Here is a 17475-nt window from a genome sequence, read left to right as displayed (position 1 = left end):
ACGACGATCATGGAGCCTCCCAGAACAGCGCAAGCGGAAGCGGAATTACTCTTCATGTTAAGAGATACAGAACCGGGGAGCGCCTGGGCCCGCTCGCCGGCGTCCCGCTGGCGCTCAAGGACGTGCTGACCACCCGCGGAATGCCGACCACCTGCGGCAGCCGGATCCTCGAGGGCTGGCAGGCGCCGTACGACGCCACCGTCGTCAGCCGGCTGCGCGCGGCCGACGTCGTGCTGCTCGGCAAGGTCAACATGGACGAGTTCGCCATGGGCTCGTCCACCGAGAACTCGGCGTATGGCCCGACCCGCAACCCGTGGGACACCTCCCGCATCCCCGGCGGGTCCAGCGGTGGGTCCGCCGCCGCCGTCGCCGCCTTCGAAGCGCCCCTCGCGATCGGCACCGACACCGGCGGCTCCATCCGCCAGCCGGCCGCCGTCTGCGGCCTGGTCGGCGTGAAGCCGACGTACGGCGGGGTCAGTCGCTACGGGCTCGTCGCGTTCTCCAGCTCGCTCGACCAGGCCGGCCCCCTGGCGCGCACCGTCACCGACGCGGCCCTGCTGCACGCGGCGATCGCCGGCCACGACCCGCTCGACTCGACCAGCGTCGATGTACCGGTGCCGCCGGTGGTCGCCGCCGCCGGCCGCCGCGACGTGCGCGGACTGCGCGTCGGCGTGGTCCGCGAGCTCGCCGGCGACGGGTACGACCCGGGGGTGCAGGCCGCGTTCGTCGCCGCCGTCGAGGCGCTGCGCGAGCTCGGCGCCGAGGTCGTCGAGGTCAGCTGCCCGCACTTCGAGTACGCGCTGTCCGCCTACTACCTGATCGCGCCGAGCGAGTGCTCGTCGAACCTCGCGCGGTTCGACGCGATGCGCTTCGGGCTGCGCGTCGGCGACGACGGCCTGGCCGGCGCCGAGGAGGTCATGAGCCGCACCCGCGAGGCCGGTTTCGGCCCCGAGGTGAAGCGCCGCATCATCCTCGGCACCTACGCGCTGTCCTCGGGCTACTACGACGCCTACTACGGCCAGGCGCAGAAGGTCCGCACGCTGATCAGCCGGGACTTCGCCGCCGCCTACGAGCAGGTCGACGTCCTGGTCTCGCCGACCACCCCGACGCCGGCGTTCCCGCTGGGCGACAAGGTCGACGACCCGGTCGCGATGTACCTCTCCGACCTGTGCACGATCCCGTCGAACCTGGCCGGCGGGCCCGCGATGAGCCTGCCCGCCGGGCTCGTGGACGGGCTGCCCGTGGGTATCCAGATCATGGCGCCGGCTTTCGCCGACGACCGGCTCTACCTGGTCGGCGGCGCCTTGGAAGCGGCGCTCGACACCGGCCGCGGCCACCCGCTGCTCGACGAGGCCCCGGCGCTGTGAGCGGCGCCGAGACGGGTCGCCGACGGTCGGGGAGCCCGCGATGGTGAGCCTGCGCAGCAGTCGCCAGGACCGCACGCTCCTGGTCGTCGTGTGGCTTCTCGACCTGGTGGTGCTCGGCCTGGGCATCGCCCTGCTCCAACCGGCCCTGCTGCTCTGGGGTGTGATCGGTCTGCCCGGTGCCGTGTTCCTCACCCGCGTGCACCTGCGTGACACCCGGCGCCGGCCGCCGGCCGCGCCGCCGAGCGACGACGGCCCCGCACCGCCCGCATGACCGGCTCAGACCCGGGCCCCGGACGGCGCACCGCACCTGGCGCCTCAGCCCGGCACAGCAGCTCCCGGCACAGCAGTCCCCGGCACAGCAGTCCCCGGCACAGCAGTCCCCGGCACAGCAGTCCCCAGCACAGCAGCACCCCCCAGTGACAGAGGAGTACCTCCGGTGAGCACAGCGGCTCCCGCCAGCGCGTTGCCCTCCTTCGCCGACGCGACCGCCCGCTACGAGCCGGTGATCGGCCTGGAGACGCACGTCGAGCTCGGCACCGTCTCCAAGATGTTCTGCGGCTGCGCGACCGCGTTCGGCGCCGAGCCGAACAGCCAGGTCTGCCCCGTCTGCCTCGGACTACCCGGCGCGCTGCCGGTGGTCAACGAGGCGGCCGTGCGCTTCGCCGTGCTGATCGGGCTCGCACTCAACTGCGACATCGCGTCCTGGTGCCGCTTCGCGCGGAAGAACTACTTCTACCCGGACATGCCGAAGAACTTCCAGATCAGCCAGTACGACGAGCCGCTGTGCACGGACGGCTGGCTCGACGTCGTGGTGGACGGCGAGACCCACCGGGTCGGCATCACCCGCGTGCACATGGAGGAGGACACCGGCAAGTCGCTGCACGTCGGCGGCGCCACCGGCCGCATCCACGGGGCCACCCACTCGCTGGTCGACTTCAACCGGGCCGGCATCCCGCTGGTCGAGATCGTCACCGAGCCGGACATCCGCTCGCCCGAGGTCGCCAAGGCCTACGTCGACGAGCTGCGCGAGCTGATCCGCGCCCTGGGCGTGTCCGACGTCCGGATGGAGCAGGGCTCGCTGCGCTGCGACGCGAACGTGTCGCTGCGCCGCCGCCCCGCGCCAGGCGTTGCGGACGCGCCGTTCGGCACCCGTACCGAGACGAAGAACCTCAACTCCCTGCGCTCGGTTGAGCGAGCGGTCCGCTACGAGATCACCCGCCAGGCGGCGCTGCTCGACGACGGCGAACGGATCCGCCAGGAGACCCGGCACTTCGACGAGGGGGTCGGGCGAACCTCGCCGGGCCGCTCCAAGGAGGAGGCGACCGACTACCGGTACTTCCCGGAGCCGGACCTCGCCCCGCTGGCGCTGTCCGCCGAGTTCGTCGACGAGCTGCGGGCCAGCCTGCCGGAGCTGCCCGCGGCGCGACGCGCCCGCCTCATCACCGAGCACGGCTACACCCCGCGTGACCTCGTCGACCTGAGTAACGCCGGCGTCCTCGACCTGGTCGAGCGGACGGTCGCCGCCGGGGCCACCCCGGCGGCGGCGCGCAAGTGGTGGCTCAACGAGCTTGCCCGCCGCGCTGCCGACGCCGAGGTCGCGCCGGACGAACTCGCCATCACGCCCGCCGACGTCGCGCGGATCACCGTGCTGATCGCCGGGGGCGAGCTCACCGACGCGCTGGCCCGCAAGGTCATCGATGGCGTGCTCGCCGGGGAGGGCACGCCCGACGAGGTCGTCGCCGGCCGGGGCCTCGCCGTCGTCGCCGACGACGGGGCGCTCACCGCCGCGGTCGACGCGGCGATCGCCGCCGCTCCCGACATCGCCGAGAAGGTCCGCGGCGGCAAGCTCAACGCGGTCGGCCCGCTGGTCGGCGCGGTGATGAAGGCGATGAAGGGCCAGGCCGACGCGGCCGGCATCCGCACCCTGCTGCTCGAACGCCTCGGTGCCTCCTGAACTCGGCGTCACCTGAACTCCCCGTTTCCTGAACTCCGCCTCTGCCTGAACCGGCCCTGCCTGAACTCCGCTTCTGCCTGAACTCCGCTTCTGCCTGAACCTCGGCCCCGTCTGGACTGCCGGCCTACCGCCCGTCGGATCCGCCCTCTCTGTGGGCGGATAGGGTGGTCATGTAGCCGTCGGGTGGTTTGTGACGGCTTCGGGGGCTTTGGGGGAGAGGCCTGGCCCACTCGGGTGCGGCCCGGTCCAGGCGGTCCGTCGGCGGCGCACGTGTTGTCCTAACGTGGCACGGGCCCGAAGGGACCACGTTCTCCTGTCGTATCCGATCCGCGTGTCGGGTTGCCGACGACAGGCGGCGCGTCGGATGCGCGCTGCCGAGGGCCTTCGTAGGGTGAGCTTCCGATCGGTCAGCACCAGCGAGGGGAGGGGGGTCGCCGTGCCCCTCACACCGTCCGGATTCACCGCGTCGACGTCCCGGCGTCGGGGTCGTGGCCGGCGGCGGACGATCATCGCCGCCGTCGTCATCCTCGTGCTGGCCGCGGGCAGCGGGATCGGTTACGTCCTGAAGGACCGGGCGCAGTCCCGGGCGGCCGACAAGCGGGTGCGGACGGCTGCGGCGGCCTACCTCGCCGCCTGGCGCACCCTGGCGACCACCGGCGGGACGGCGACCACCGGCGGGACGGCGACTACCGGCGGGACGGCGACCACGACGGCCGCAGCCGGTTCCGCCGCGCCGACGCCGACGGCGCTCACCCCGGCGGCCACGACTGGTGGCGCCGGTGATGACCGGGCAGGGCGGGCCGCGGTGACCGCGGCGAGCGTGGCGGGCAGCGTCGGCGTCCCGGCCCTGCTGTCCACGATGGCCGACGTCCGGGACCGGCTGCTGATCACGGGCGCCTCCTTCACCGCGGGTTCGATCAGCCGCGAGGGCTCGACGGCGACGGCGCCGTACGTCGCGAGGCTCACCCTGTCGGGCCTGCCAACGCCGCTGGAGTACGCCGGCACACTGAACCTGGTCGCCACCGGGAACGGCTGGAAGGTGCGCGCGGAACCGGCGTCGGTCCACCCGGCGCTGCGCCCGGGCCTGTACCTGGACCGCACCGCCTCCACCGGGCACCGCGGCGACCTGCTCTCCGCAGCCGGCCAGCCGCTGCGCGACTCCGGTGACCTCGCCGGCAACCTCGTCGGCCGGACGGGCCCGCTGTCGGGCCTGGAGCGCGTCTACGACACCAAGCTGCGCGCCCAGGGCGGCGCCGTGGTCGTCCGCGACGCGCAGAACAAAACCGTCCAGACGCTGCACACCTACCCGATGACCGACGGCACGTCGCTGCGGACCACCCTCGACCTGCGGGTGCAGCAGGCCGCCGAGGCGGCCCTGGCCACCGCGGCCCAGCCGACCGCCGCCATGGTCGCGATCGACACCCGTACCGGCGGCGTGCTGGCGCTGGCGAACCACCCGCCGGGCGGGGCGAGCCGGGCCATCCGCGGCAGGTACCCGCCGGGATCCACCTTCAAGATCATCGCGGCGACGGCCGCGCTGATGAACGGGAAGTCCGCGAACACCCCGCTGGACTGCACCCAGTCGGTCACGGTCGATGGCCAGACGTTCCAGAACGCCGAATCCGAGCAGTTCGGCACCATCCCGCTGCGGACCGCGTTCGCGAAGAGCTGCAACACCGCATTCATCCGGCTGGCGGAGTCGCTGCCCGCGGGCTCCCTGGAGAAGGCCGCGCAGCTCTACGGCTTCGACGGCACCCCGCCGCTGGACATCGCCAGCGTCGGCGGCAGCTTCCCCACCCCGCGCGACGCGGCCGAATCCGCGTCCGCGGCGATCGGTCAGGCCCGCATCGAGGTCTCCCCCCTGCAGATGGCAAGCGTCGCCGCCGCAGTGGCCAGCGGCACCTGGCGCCAGCCGTTCGTCGCCGGCCAGCCGTCGCGCAGCAACGCCATCCCGGCGGCCGTCCTGCCGGAGCTGCGTGATTTCATGCGCGCGGTGGTCACCGAGGGCACCGCGGCCGGGGTGCCGATGCCCGGCGAGGTCTTCGGTAAGACCGGGACCGCCGAGTACAAGGACGGCAACCCGCCCCCGACGCACGCCTGGTTCGTCGGTTACCGCGGCGACGTGGCTTTCGCCGTCGTCGTCGAGGACGGTGGGTTCGGAGCCGACACCGCGGCGCCGATCGCGAGCCGCTTCCTCACCGCCCTCGACGGCGGCGCCCCGACCGGCGTCGGCGGTCGCTGACCGAACCCGGCTGCCGGCCGGCGACCGTCGGCCGGATCGCGCCGGGTCCGGCTGATCCGGCTGATCCGGCTCATCCTCCCGGTCCGGAGCGCCGGATCGCGCCGTTCGGCGACGCGTCCGGGATCGCTTGTGTCCCCGGGCTGATGGCGGCTCTGCTTGACGTAGGACGAGAACTCCGGCACGGTAGATCCGTGCACCATTCGATTCTTGTACGTTCTGAGCGCGCGTAGTCGAGCTTCTCGACACGTGCGCCGCCCCTCAGTGCCTCAGGCACGAGGGGCTTTTTCGTGCCCGGCGTCCGACGTCGGGGACCCACCGCCGCACACACCACGGCCTCAAGGATGACGCCCAGATGACACGAGAGATCACCGGAGCCCAGTCGCTCGTCCACTCCCTTGAGGCGGTCGGAGCCGAGGTGGTCTTCGGCATCCCGGGCGGAGCGATCCTGCCCGCCTACGATCCGCTGTTCGACTCCACCCGGGTGCGGCACATCCTCGTTCGCCACGAGCAGGGTGCCGGCCATGCGGCCGAGGGGTATGCCCAGGCCACGGGCCGGGTCGGGGTGTGCATGGCCACGTCCGGACCGGGCGCGACGAACCTGGTGACGCCGATCGCCGACGCCTACATGGACTCGGTGCCGATGGTCGCCATCACCGGCCAGGTCGCCAGCGCCGCGATCGGCACCGACGCCTTCCAGGAAGCGGACATCTGCGGTATCACCCTGCCGATCACCAAGCACAACTTCCTGGTCCAGAGCGCCGACGACATCCCGCGCACGATCGCCGAGGCCTTCCACCTGGCCGGCACCGGGCGGCCCGGTCCGGTCCTGGTCGACCTGCCCAAGGACATCCTGCAGGGCAGGACGGCCGTGCTGCCGCACGAGGTGTGGCCGCCGGCCCTCGACCTGCCCGGCTACCGCCCGGTGACCCGTCCGCACGGCAAGCAGGTGCGGGAGGCCGCCAAGCTGATCAGCGCGAGCCGGCGCCCGGTGCTCTACGTCGGCGGCGGTGTGCTCAAGGCCCGGGCAGCGGCGCAGCTGCGCACGCTCGCGGAGATGACCGGCATCCCGGTCGTCACCACCCTGATGGCCCGCGGCGCCTTCCCGGACTCCCACCCCCAGCATCTGGGCATGCCCGGCATGCACGGCTCGGTCGCCGCGGTGACCGCACTGCAGAAGGCCGACCTGCTCATCACCCTCGGCGCCCGCTTCGACGACCGGGTCACCGGCCGGCTGGCGTCCTTCGCGCCGAAGGCCGCGATCATCCACGCCGACATCGACCCGGCCGAGATCGGCAAGAACCGGACCGCGGACGTGCCGATCGTCGGCGACTGCCGCGAGGTGATCACCGAGCTGGTCGCGGCGCTGGCGGCGGAGCAGCGCCCCGACCTCGAGGGCTGGTGGCACACCCTGGACGGCTGGCGGCGCACCTACCCGCTCGGCTACGAGACCCCGCCCGACGGTTCGCTGGCCCCGCAGCACGTCATCGAGCGCCTCGGCCGCATCGCCGGCCCGGAGACGATCTTCTCCGCCGGAGTCGGGCAGCACCAGATGTGGGCGGCGCAGTTCATCTCCTACGAGAACCCGTACACCTGGCTGAACTCCGGTGGCGCCGGGACGATGGGCTACGCGGTGCCCGCCGCGATGGGCGCCAAGGTCGGCTGCCCGGACGCCACGGTGTGGGCGATCGACGGCGACGGCTGCTTCCAGATGACCAACCAGGAGCTCGCCACCTGCGCCCTGGAGGGCATCCCGATCAAGGTCGCGATCATCAACAACGGCTCGCTCGGCATGGTCCGCCAGTGGCAGACCCTTTTCTACGACAAGCGGTACTCCAACACCGAGCTCGGCACGCACCCGGCGTCGCCGCGCACCGGGGTCAAGCGGGTGCCGGACTTCGTCCGCCTCGCGGAGGCGCTCGGCTGTGTGGGGCTGCGCTGCGAGTCGGCCGCCGAGGTCGACGAGACGATCGAGAAGGCGATGGCGATCGACGACGCGCCGGTCGTCGTGGACTTCGTGGTCCATCCCGACGCCATGGTCTGGCCGATGGTCGCCGCCGGCGCGAGCAACGACGAGATCCGGGTCGCCCGCGACCTCGCTCCCGACTTCGACTACACCGGCGACGCCGAGGTGAACCTGTGACCACCCACCACACCCTGTCCGTGCTGGTCGAGAACAAGCCGGGCGTGCTGGCCCGGGTCTCCGGACTGTTCTCCCGGCGCGGGTTCAACATCGAGTCGCTCGCCGTCGGGCCGACCGAACACGCCGACGTCTCCCGGATGACGATCGTCGTCGCCGTCGACGACCTGCCGCTCGAACAGGTGACCAAGCAGCTCAACAAGCTGGTCAACGTCCTGAAGATCGTCGAGATGGACACGTCCGTCTCGGTGCAGCGGGAACTGCTGCTCGTCAAGGTCCGCGCCGATCTCGCCGTCCGGTCGCAGGTGCTGGAGACGGTCGCGCTGTTCCGTGCCAAGGTGGTCGACGTCGCCCAGGACGCCGTCACCGTGGAGGCGACAGGCACCCGCGACAAGCTGGACGCACTGATCCGCATGCTGGAACCCTTCGGTATCCGGGAGCTGGTCCAGTCCGGCATGGTCGCGCTCGGCCGTGGCTCGCGGTCGATCACCGACCGCAGCCTGCGCTCCGTCGAACGCACCGCCTGACCGGTCGCCGCCGGCGCCGCACCCGCTGTTCCCGCACCGCTGTTCCCGCTCGCATGTTCCGCACGCAGTTCACCCCACGAGAAGAGAGACCCCCACGATGGTCGAGATCTACTACGACGACGACGCCTCGCTCGACGTCCTGGCCGGCCGCAAGGTCGCCGTCATCGGCTACGGCAGCCAGGGCCACGCGCACGCGCTGAACCTGCGCGACTCGGGCGTCGACGTGCGGGTCGGCCTGCCCGCGGACAGCCGCAGCAGGCAGAAGGCGACCGAGCAGGGCCTGCGCGTGCTCACGCCCGCGGAGGCGTCCGCCGAGGCCGACATCATCATGCTGCTCACGCCGGACACCACCCACCGCAAGATCTACGCCGAGTCCATCGCCCCGCACCTGAGCGAGGGCAAGGCGCTGGCGTTCGGGCACGGCTTCAACATCCGTTACAACCTGATCGAGCCGCCGGCCGGCGTCGACGTGTTCATGGTCGCTCCGAAGGGCCCCGGCCACCTGGTCCGCCGGGTGTTCGAGGAGGGCAAGGGCGTGCCCGTCCTCGTCGCGGTCGAGAACGACGCCTCGGGCAAGGCGCTGGCCATCGCGCTGGCCTACGCCAAGGCCATCGGCGGCACCCGCGCCGGCGCGCTGCGCACGACCTTCACCGAGGAGACCGAGACCGACCTGTTCGGTGAGCAGGCCGTGCTCTGCGGCGGCGCGAGCGCCCTGGTCCAGGCCGGGTTCGAGACGCTGGTCGAGGCGGGCTACACCCCCGAGGTCGCGTACTTCGAGTGCCTGCACGAGCTCAAGCTCATCGTCGACCTGATGTACGAGGGCGGCATCTCGCAGATGCGCTACTCGATCTCCGACACCGCCGAGTACGGCGATGTCACCCGCGGGCCACGGGTCATCACCCCGGCCGTCAAGGCGGAGATGCGCAAGATCCTGGAGGAGATCCAGGACGGCACGTTCGCCCGCGAGTGGGTCGCGGAGGACGACAACGGCCGCGCGACGTTCAACAAGCTCGTCGAGGAGGGCAAGCAGCACCCGATCGAGCAGGTCGGTGCCCGCCTGCGGCCGCTGATGTCCTGGATTGCCCGCTAGAACGCACGATGTGCCCCGCCGGCCGGGCGCGGTCGGCGGGGCACATCGCGGTCACCATGACGTGCCGGCCGGCTCGGCGGCCACCCGTCATCGTGATGAAACCGGGGGGAAACCGGCGGTGGGCGCCGCGGGCGTCGGTAGGCTGGGCCCGCCACAGTCAGTACGCCCCGTCACCGCCGGGCCGCGACGGCCGCGGGACCGATCCGATCCGCGCCGCCCGCGGCCTGCCAGTAGCCGCTATAGGAGTGGTCCAGTGCCCGTCGTACTCGTAGCCGAGGAGCTGTCGCCGGCCGGGCTGGAGGTGCTGTCCGGGGACTTCGAGCTTCGTCACGTCAACGGCGCGGACCGCTCGGCCCTGCTGCCCGCTCTCGCCGACGTCGACGCCGTCATCGTCCGGTCCGCCACGAAGATCGACGCCGAGGCGCTCGCCGCCGCCGGCCAGCTCAAGGTCGTCGCCCGCGCCGGCATCGGGCTGGACAACGTCGACGTCGCCGCGGCCACCCAGCGCGGCGTGATGGTCGTCAACGCGCCCACCTCGAACATTGTCAGCGCCGCGGAGCACGCCATCGCGCTGTTGCTCGCGGTCGCCCGGCGGGTCCCGGCGGCGAACCAGTCGCTGCGCGGCGGCGAGTGGAAGCGGTCGAAGTACACCGGCGTCGAGCTGGTCGAGAAGACCCTCGGCGTGGTCGGGCTCGGCCGCATCGGCGTCCTGGTGGCGCAGCGCCTTGCCGGCTTCGGCATGAAGGTCATCGCCTATGACCCGTACGTTTCGGTGGCGCGGGCCGCGCAGCTCGGGGTCGCCCTCGTCGACCTCGACGAGCTGCTGCGCCGCAGCGACGCGATCACCATCCACCTGCCGAAGACCCCGGAGACGCTCGGTCTGATCGGCGCCGATGAACTGGCCCGGACCAGGCGCGGCGTCATCATCGTCAACGCCGCCCGCGGTGGGCTGATCGACGAGTCGGCGCTCGCCGACGCGGTGAGTTCGGGTCAGGTCGGCGGCGCGGGCATCGACGTGTTCGTCACCGAGCCGACCACCTCCTCGCCGCTGTTCGGCCTCGACAACGTCGTGGTCACCCCGCACCTCGGCGCCTCCACCCAGGAGGCCCAGGACAAGGCGGGCCTGGCGGTCGCCCGTTCGGTGCGCCTCGCGCTGCAGGGCGAGTTCGTGCCCGACGCGGTCAACGTCCAGGCCGGTGGCGTGGTGGCCGAGGATGTCCGGCCAGGCCTGCCGCTCGCGGAGAAGCTCGGCCAGCTCTTCACCGGTCTCGCCGGCGGTGTCGCCGCCGCGATCACCGTCGAGGTGCGCGGGGAGATCGCCGCCCACGACGTGTCCGTGCTGCAGCTCGCGGCGCTCAAGGGCGTGTTCAGCGACGTCGTCGAGGAGCAGGTCACCTACGTCAACGCGCCGCTGCTGGCCAAGGAACGCGGCCTCGACGTGACGCTGGAGACCTCCGAGGAGAGCGGCGACTACCGCAATCTGGTCACCCTGCGCGGCGTGCTCGCCGACGGCACGTCGGTGTCCGTCAGCGGCACCCTGATCGGCTCGCGCCAGGTCGAGAAGATCACCGCGATCGACGGCTTCGAGGTCGACATCCGGCCCGAGAACCACCTGGCGTTCTTCCGGTACTCCGACCGGCCGGGCATCGTCGGCGCCGTCGGCGCGCTGCTGGGCGAGGCGAGCATCAACATCGCGAGCGCCCAGGTCAGCCGGTTGCAGGTGGGTGGCGAGGCGCTGATGTCGCTGTCCCTGGACGACGCGGTGGCCCAGGACATCCTGGCCGACATCGCGAAGATCATCGGCGCGTCGTACGCGCGGGCGGTCAGCATCCGCGCCGACTAGCGGTCTCGATGGGCCCGGGCGGGCGGCGCCGGCTCCGGTGGCGCTTCGGAGCCCCGCGCCCGGGTGACATCCGGCACCGGGGGTGGCAGGCTCCCGGCGACCGGTGCGGGCCGTATCGGCCCGTCGCTGGTGGCTATGAGTGGCCGGCCACCTGCGCCCGGGCCGCGTGGAGCGGCCTGGGGCACGGCGCGGGCTGATCTTTACGGGGAACACACGCAGGAAGTTGACTGCCGGGTTTACCGTGGCAGACATGGCGTCGCGGCATCAGGACCCGTTTGAGGGGCTTCGCCTGGATGAGCGATTCGTCCGTGGGGCCCGTTTTCTCGAGCCGTCCGCGGCCGAACGCGTACGGCAGCAGGGCAGGCCGTCATCCGGACGTTGCCAGGTCGTTCCCGTTCCCCGTGGCCTGCCCGGAGTCTTCCACCGGCTGGTGACGCCGCCGAGCCTGCCGAGCCGTTCCCGACGCATCGCTCAGATGATCACCTTTATGGCGCTTATCGTCGGGATGATCACCATCACCGTGGTGGCGCTGCGGCAGACGGCGACGCGCGGCGGCGTGGGCACCGCCTCGCGCTTCGGCGCCTCCGCGGCCCTGCCGGGAGGCACGCCGTCCGCGGCCGTCCCCGTGGTCACGAGCGGCTGGAATCAGCCGCCGGCGGGTTTCGCGCTGTCGGCCGGGCTGCTGGCCAGCCTGCACCAGGGCGACTGCCTGAACTGGACCCCCACCGCGGCGAACTCGACCGCACCGCCCGAGCCGGTGGCCCCGGTCCGCGTCAGCTGCGACCGCCTGCACATCGACGAGGTCACCCGGCTGGTGGACCTCACCCTGCTGTTCGACCGCTGGCCCGGCGCCTCGACCGTGGCCAAGGCGGCCGACCAGCGCTGCGTCGGCGCGCTGCGGGACTTCGCCGGTGCCATCGACTCCGCCCCGCACCATAGGGCCGGCACGGTGTACCCGTCCGAGCCGAGCTGGCAGTCGGGCGCCCGAACCGCGGTGTGCACCGTGCGCAGCGATGATCTGCAGCCCCGCGCGGGCGCGTTCCGGGTGTTGGGACCGATCGGAGCCTGAGCCGTGCGCCATGCGTGGGACATCGGGTAGTGTTTGGATCCTGATGTGTGCGCTGCTGCTCCTTAGCCGCCGCGGCGGGGCCTGATCCAGCTGGCTTCCCCGTCGCGGTGTTCTCGTGCGCCAGCGTCGGGATTCCGCCGCCGCAGCGACCTGGCCGTGACCACCACCGGCCTGGCGCTCCGGTCCGCGAAGGTCTCCCGGTTTCCCAACGCCCCGAACGATCGTGCGACGCGGTCGGCGGGAGCATTTTTCAGGAAGCAGGAGCGCAATGACCACGCAACAGCCCTCTGGCATGCCGGTCGAGAAATACCGGCCGATCACCCCGGTGGCGCTGCCGGACCGTAGCTGGCCCGAGCGGACGATCACCCGCGCCCCCCAGTGGTGCAGTGTCGACCTGCGCGACGGCAACCAGGCGCTGATCGACCCGATGACCCCCGCGCGCAAGCTGCAGATGTTCGAGCTGCTGGTCGCGATGGGCTACAAGGAGATCGAGGTCGGGTTCCCGGCGGCGAGCCAGACCGACTTCGACTTCGTCCGTCAGCTCATCGACGAGGACCGCATCCCCGATGACGTCGTCATCCAGGTCCTGACCCAGGCGCGCGAGGAACTGATCGAGCGCACGGCGACCTCGCTGGTCGGCGCGAAGAAGGCCCTGATCCACCTGTACAACTCCACGTCGACCCTGCAGCGCCGCGTTGTGTTCGGACTGGACCGGGCGGGCATCACCGAGATCGCCGTGCAGGGCGCGCGCTGGTGCCTGCAGTACGCCGAGAAGCTGCTGGACGGCACCGACGTCCGCTGGCAGTACAGCCCGGAGTCGTTCACCGGCACCGAACTGGACTACGCGGTCGAGGTCTGCGAGGCCGTCATGGACGTGTGGCAGCCGACCGCCGACCGGCCGGTGGTGCTGAACCTGCCGGCGACCGTCGAGATGTCGACCCCGAACGTCTACGCCGACCAGATCGAGTGGGTCAGCCGGCACCTGAGCCGGCGCGACGCGGTCATCCTGTCGCTGCACCCGCACAACGACCGCGGCTGCGCGGTGGCCGCGGCGGAACTCGGCGTGCTGGCCGGCGCCGACCGGGTCGAAGGCTGCCTGTTCGGCAACGGCGAGCGCACCGGCAACGTCTGCCTGGTCACCCTGGGGCTGAACCTGTTCTCCCAGGGCATCGACCCGATGATCGACTTCTCGGACATCGACGGGGTCCGGCGGTCGGTGGAGTACTGCAACCAGCTGCCGGTGCATCCTCGCCACCCCTACGGCGGCGACCTCGTCTACACGGCCTTCTCCGGCTCGCACCAGGACGCCATCAAGAAGGGCTTCGAGGCGATGGCACGCACCGGGCAGACGCTCTGGGAGGTGCCCTACCTGCCGATCGACCCCAAGGACGTCGGGCGTAGCTACGAGGCCGTCATCCGGGTGAACAGCCAGTCCGGCAAGGGCGGGGTGGCGTACCTGCTGAAGTCGGAGCACGCGCTGGACCTGCCGCGGCGGCTGCAGATCGAGTTCTCCGGCGTCGTGCAGCGCCACACCGACACCGAGGGCGGCGAGGTCACCGCCGAGCAGCTCTGGCAGATCTTCCGCCGCGAGTACTTCCTGGACGGGGTCGAGACCGACGGCCCGCTGCAGCTGCTGGGCTCGCGCACGACCGCGGCCTCGGGGGAGCGCGACGAGGTGTCCGTCTCGGTCCGCGTCGATGGCGCGGAGGCGATCCTCACCGGCGTCGGCAACGGCCCCATCGACGCCTTCGTCGCCGCCCTGGCCAGCAGGAACCTGAGCGTGCGGATCCTCGACTACAACGAGCACGCGTTGGGTTCCGGCGCCGACGCGCGGGCGGCGGCCTACCTGGAGGTCGCCGTTGACGACCGGATCTTCTGGGGTGTCGGCGTCGACCCGAACATCGTCACCGCGTCGCTGCGCGCCGTGGTGAGCGCGGTGAACCGGGCCGCGCGGGCGTCGGCCATCCCCGGCGCGGCGATCTCCGGCTGACGGGCGCTCAGTCGAGCGGGTCCGGCGGGCGTGAGTCGCGCCGGACCTGCTCGACCACGGCATCCGGGACCTCTGTCAGGCCGTGGTCGACCCGGGCATGGGTGTCGACCGAGCGCATGAGCTCCTCTTCGGTCCGTGCCGCGATACGCGTCTCACAGCCGTGAATGATCGCGCCACAGTAGAATTCCTTCATGGCGGGCCGCCGGAGCGTGAACTCGTTGGGCGATAAGCGGCCGCCGACGGCTGGACTTGGGCCCATCAGGGCCTGCGCGGTCCAATAGCGGTTCCGTCTCATGTCGACATCTCCGCGAGACGCAGCATCAGGCGCTCCATCCGGACCAGACCCAGCGGGCGGCCCATCTCGGTCACGATTATGACGGGGTCGAACCGGCTCGCCCGGGCACGGGTCATGGCGCGGCGGGCCACCTCCGTGACGGGCTCCTCGGGCCGGGCGAACAGCGTCGTCGGCACCCGGCGTGGGTCAGCGCCGCCTCCGGGCCCGGCGGCCAGGTGCAGCGCCACCGGGCGGCAGCGGTTTGACACGATGATCGTCGCGCGGTCCGCGACCTGATCCTCGGCGGGGTCGCCCGCCGCCGTGCCGTGGGCGGCGGACGGCCGCATCGGGCAGCTCGGGCAGTCGGGCGACATCGCGCAGTGCCCGGAGTCGCCGACGCTCACGTTCACCCGTTCCATCAGGCTCTCGACGCTCGCCGCCCGGTTGCTGCGCTCGGACAGCTGGCGGATGCGCCGAGCGACGGTCGGGTCGAGCTGCTGCCAGCTCCGCGCCGGGCGACCGAGTAGGAATCCCTGCCCGAGCGGCACTCCGAGGCCGACGAGCATCGCGAGTTCGTCGACTCGCTCGACCCCTTCCGCGATCACCCAGCCGTTGAGCCGGCTGGCGAAGCTGCCGACCAGCTCGGTCAGCGCGATCTTGACCTGGTCGTCGTCGACGTTCTCGACCAGCGAGCGGTCCAGCTTCACGAAGTCCGGGCGGACCCGGGCGAGCTGGCGCAGCCCCGCGTAGCCCGACCCGACGTCGTCCATGGCGATGAAGGCGCCGCGATTGCGCAGCTCGCTCGCGATCGCGGTCAGGCCGACGGTGTTGTCGAGATCGACCGCCTCGTTGAGCTCCAGCACCACCTGGCGCAGATCGGCATCGCGCCACACCGCCGTGACCGCGGCGGAGTCGAGCAGATGGGGCAGGACGTTCACGGCGAGGAAACAACGATCCGGCAGACGGTCCCGGGCGGCGAGTGCCGCGGTGAGCACCCGGGCCTCCAGCTCGGCCGCGAGTCCCCGTCGGTCGGCCGCGGCAAAGACGCGGTCCGGTGAATGCGTCGGATGGGTGTGGAAGCGCGCCAGCGCCTCGTATCCCGCGATGACGCCGCGCTGGAGGTCGACGATTGGCTGGAAGTACAGCGCGGGTTCGGCCGGGTCGGCGAGAATGCGATCCAGGTCGGGAAGGTCGGCCTCGTAACCCCGATCCGCGGGGACGACGCTGGTCGAGGGCCCGCTCCCCGCCGGGGCATGGTCGATGACCGGCGTCCCGGCCGTCGCGGTGGCCTCGCGGCCGGCAGCCCGCTCAACCGACCCGCTGGTCTGCCCCGGTTCGGCGCGACCGCGGACCGGCGGACACGCCGAAGCCCGCTGTCGAGTAATCATGCGCCGTGCACCCCCTCGCTTCAAGCACGTCGCACCCGTCCATGTAAGTCAGGTTCTTACCATCTGGTCCCGGAGACCGATGCGAGTACCGTCCGGAGTTGTGGGTCCTGCGCTCTTTTGTGCGACCGGCGGGTATCGACCGGATTGTTGGACGGCGATTTTCTCGCGGCGGATCCCGGAAATAGGCCGGTTGTCGACGGTTCCACGGCCGTATGCCCTCGATCTCTCGCCGGTGCTGACAATTGCCGCACATCCTGGCGTGATGGTGTCGGGCAGGCATGTCTGCCGTGGTGATGAACATTTCTCAAGTCGCCGACAACGGTAGTGATCGTTGTAGTGGAGACGGTCACCTTTGATTACCTTAAGTAGGCATGCCGGGTGAAGATGGTGGTCGGCGCCCGGTCTGAGGGCCGCGGTGTGGTACTTGGCGGACGTGCCGGCTCGTCATGACGCCCGTGCGCGAGCGGAACGTCCGGTCCCGGCGCATGCGGGCGACGACCCACGGCCGGCTACAGTCGAGTTCATGAGGCTTGCGGTGATCGGCGGCGACGGAATCGGCCCGGAGGTGGTGGCCGAAGGGCTGCGGGTACTGCGGACCGTGCATCCCAAGGTGGACACGACCGAGTACGACCTGGGGGCCCGCCGCTGGCACCAGACGGGGGAGACGCTGCCCGATTCGGTTCTCGAGGAGCTGCGCGGGCACGACGCGATCCTGCTGGGTGCGGTCGGCGACCCGGGTGTGCCCAGCGGCGTGCTCGAGCGCGGGCTGCTGCTGCGGCTGCGCTTCGAGCTCGACCACCACGTCAACCTGCGGCCCGTCCGGCTGTACCCGGGAGTCCGCTCGCCGCTCGCCGGTGAGCCGTCGATCGACATGATCGTGGTCCGGGAGGGCACCGAGGGTCCGTACGCCGGTGCCGGGGGCGTGCTGCGGCGCGGCACCCCGCACGAGGTCGCCACCGAGGAGAGCATCAACACCCGCTTCGGTGTAGAGCGGGTCGTGCGTGACGCGTTCCACCGGGCCGCCCGCCGCGAGCGCCGGCACCTCACCCTGGTGCACAAGAACAACGTCCTCACCAAAGCCGGTGACCTGTGGTCGCGCACGGTCGCCGAGGTCGCGCCCGAGTTCCCCGACGTGCGGGTGGAATACCAGCACGTGGACGCGGCGTCGATGTTCTTCGTGACCGACCCGGGCCGGTTCGACGTGGTCGTCACCGACAACATGTTCGGCGACATCATCACCGACATCGGCGCCGCGATCACCGGTGGCATCGGTCTGGCCGCGAGTGGCAACCTCGACCCCTCCGGCGCCAACCCGAGCATGTTCGAGCCGGTGCACGGCAGCGCTCCCGACATCGCCGGGCGCCAGCTGGCCGACCCGACAGCCACCGTGGCCTCCGTGGCCATGCTGCTCGACCACCTCGGCCACGAGGATGAGGCAGCCCGGGTCGAGGCCGCTGTGGCGGCGTCGCTGGCGGACCGGGCGGGTGCGGCCACGCTGTCGACCCGCGAGCGCGGCGAAGACCTGGCTGCCCGCGCTGCCGGCTGATCTCGCTGCCGGCTGCCCGCGCTGCCGGCTGCCCGCGCTGCCGGCTCC

At 71.7% G+C, this 17475-nt stretch carries 12 protein-coding genes and 1 pseudogene; 11 read left to right on the top strand and 2 right to left on the bottom strand.

The annotated features are described in order from the left end of the window. The 10 genes and pseudogenes from gatA to leuA form a co-directional block, all read left to right on the top strand. A partial coding sequence (gene gatA, locus MXD58_RS06275) for an Asp-tRNA(Asn)/Glu-tRNA(Gln) amidotransferase subunit GatA (protein WP_250609111.1) occupies positions 1-1367 on the top strand: 1367 nt, incomplete at its 5' end. 40 nt (positions 1368-1407) lie between these two features. Further along, positions 1408-1638: a hypothetical protein gene (locus MXD58_RS06270; RefSeq protein WP_248840907.1), complete on the top strand. Its 231-nt coding sequence runs from the start codon at positions 1408-1410 to the stop codon at positions 1636-1638. Between the two features lie 165 nt (positions 1639-1803). Continuing rightward, positions 1804-3321 (top strand): Asp-tRNA(Asn)/Glu-tRNA(Gln) amidotransferase subunit GatB, encoded by a 1518-nt coding sequence (gatB, locus tag MXD58_RS06265; RefSeq protein ID WP_248840906.1) that lies wholly within the window; start codon positions 1804-1806, stop codon positions 3319-3321. A gap of 436 nt (positions 3322-3757) precedes the next feature. Further along, positions 3758-5563: a penicillin-binding transpeptidase domain-containing protein gene (locus MXD58_RS06260; RefSeq protein WP_248840905.1), complete on the top strand. Its 1806-nt coding sequence runs from the start codon at positions 3758-3760 to the stop codon at positions 5561-5563. Positions 5564-5888: 325 nt separating this feature from the next. After that, positions 5889-7703 (top strand): annotated as a pseudogene (locus MXD58_RS06255) (acetolactate synthase large subunit); the annotation flags it as partial. Beyond that, on the top strand, positions 7700-8227 hold the full coding sequence (ilvN, locus tag MXD58_RS06250) for an acetolactate synthase small subunit (protein WP_248818495.1): 528 nt from the start codon (positions 7700-7702) through the stop codon (positions 8225-8227). The pseudogene MXD58_RS06255 and the gene ilvN, both read left to right, overlap by 4 nt. Positions 8228-8324: 97 nt before the next feature. Beyond that, positions 8325-9317, top strand: coding sequence for a ketol-acid reductoisomerase (gene ilvC, locus MXD58_RS06245; RefSeq protein ID WP_248840903.1), 993 nt, complete (start codon positions 8325-8327; stop codon positions 9315-9317). A 253-nt stretch (positions 9318-9570) separates the two neighbouring features. Then, entirely contained in the window at positions 9571-11160 is a 1590-nt protein-coding gene (serA, locus tag MXD58_RS06240; protein ID WP_248840902.1) for a phosphoglycerate dehydrogenase, read from the top strand. 139 nt (positions 11161-11299) lie between these two features. Beyond that, a complete protein-coding gene (locus MXD58_RS06235) occupies positions 11300-12229 on the top strand; it encodes a septum formation family protein (RefSeq protein WP_250609110.1) in 930 nt (309 codons plus the stop codon). A gap of 268 nt (positions 12230-12497) precedes the next feature. Next, positions 12498-14219, top strand: a complete 1722-nt coding sequence (gene leuA, locus MXD58_RS06230) for a 2-isopropylmalate synthase (protein ID WP_248840900.1) — start codon at positions 12498-12500, stop codon at positions 14217-14219. Between the two features lie 7 nt (positions 14220-14226). Here the strand turns inward: leuA and MXD58_RS06225 are convergent, their stop codons facing one another. Together MXD58_RS06225 and MXD58_RS06220 are read right to left on the bottom strand one after the other, a co-directional pair. Then, positions 14227-14514: a DUF1059 domain-containing protein gene (locus MXD58_RS06225; protein ID WP_248840899.1), complete on the bottom strand. Its 288-nt coding sequence runs from the start codon at positions 14512-14514 to the stop codon at positions 14227-14229. Next, positions 14511-15881: an EAL domain-containing protein gene (locus MXD58_RS06220; RefSeq protein ID WP_248840898.1), complete on the bottom strand. Its 1371-nt coding sequence runs from the start codon at positions 15879-15881 to the stop codon at positions 14511-14513. The genes MXD58_RS06225 and MXD58_RS06220 overlap by 4 nt, the downstream gene beginning before the upstream one ends. A gap of 523 nt (positions 15882-16404) precedes the next feature. Between MXD58_RS06220 and MXD58_RS06215 the strand changes: the two genes are divergently transcribed. Beyond that, a complete protein-coding gene (locus tag MXD58_RS06215; protein ID WP_248840897.1) occupies positions 16405-17427 on the top strand; it encodes a 3-isopropylmalate dehydrogenase in 1023 nt (340 codons plus the stop codon). The last annotated feature ends 48 nt before the right edge of the window (positions 17428-17475 follow it).

Source organism: Frankia sp. AgKG'84/4 (assembly GCF_023242965.2).
Taxonomy (GTDB): Bacteria; Actinomycetota; Actinomycetes; order Frankiales; family Frankiaceae; genus Frankia.
Note: the sequence above shows the minus strand (reverse complement) of the source record. Positions and strands in the feature narration are given on the sequence as shown.

Coding starts and splice junctions, on each gene's coding strand:
- MXD58_RS06215 (WP_248840897.1), top strand. CDS start 16,405: ATGAGGCTTGCGGTGATCGGCGGCGACGGAATCGGCCCGGAGGTGGTG.
- ilvC (WP_248840903.1), top strand. CDS start 8,325: ATGGTCGAGATCTACTACGACGACGACGCCTCGCTCGACGTCCTGGCC.
- MXD58_RS06225 (WP_248840899.1), bottom strand. CDS start 14,514: ATGAGACGGAACCGCTATTGGACCGCGCAGGCCCTGATGGGCCCAAGT.
- MXD58_RS06220 (WP_248840898.1), bottom strand. CDS start 15,881: ATGATTACTCGACAGCGGGCTTCGGCGTGTCCGCCGGTCCGCGGTCGC.
- MXD58_RS06270 (WP_248840907.1), top strand. CDS start 1,408: ATGGTGAGCCTGCGCAGCAGTCGCCAGGACCGCACGCTCCTGGTCGTC.
- leuA (WP_248840900.1), top strand. CDS start 12,498: ATGACCACGCAACAGCCCTCTGGCATGCCGGTCGAGAAATACCGGCCG.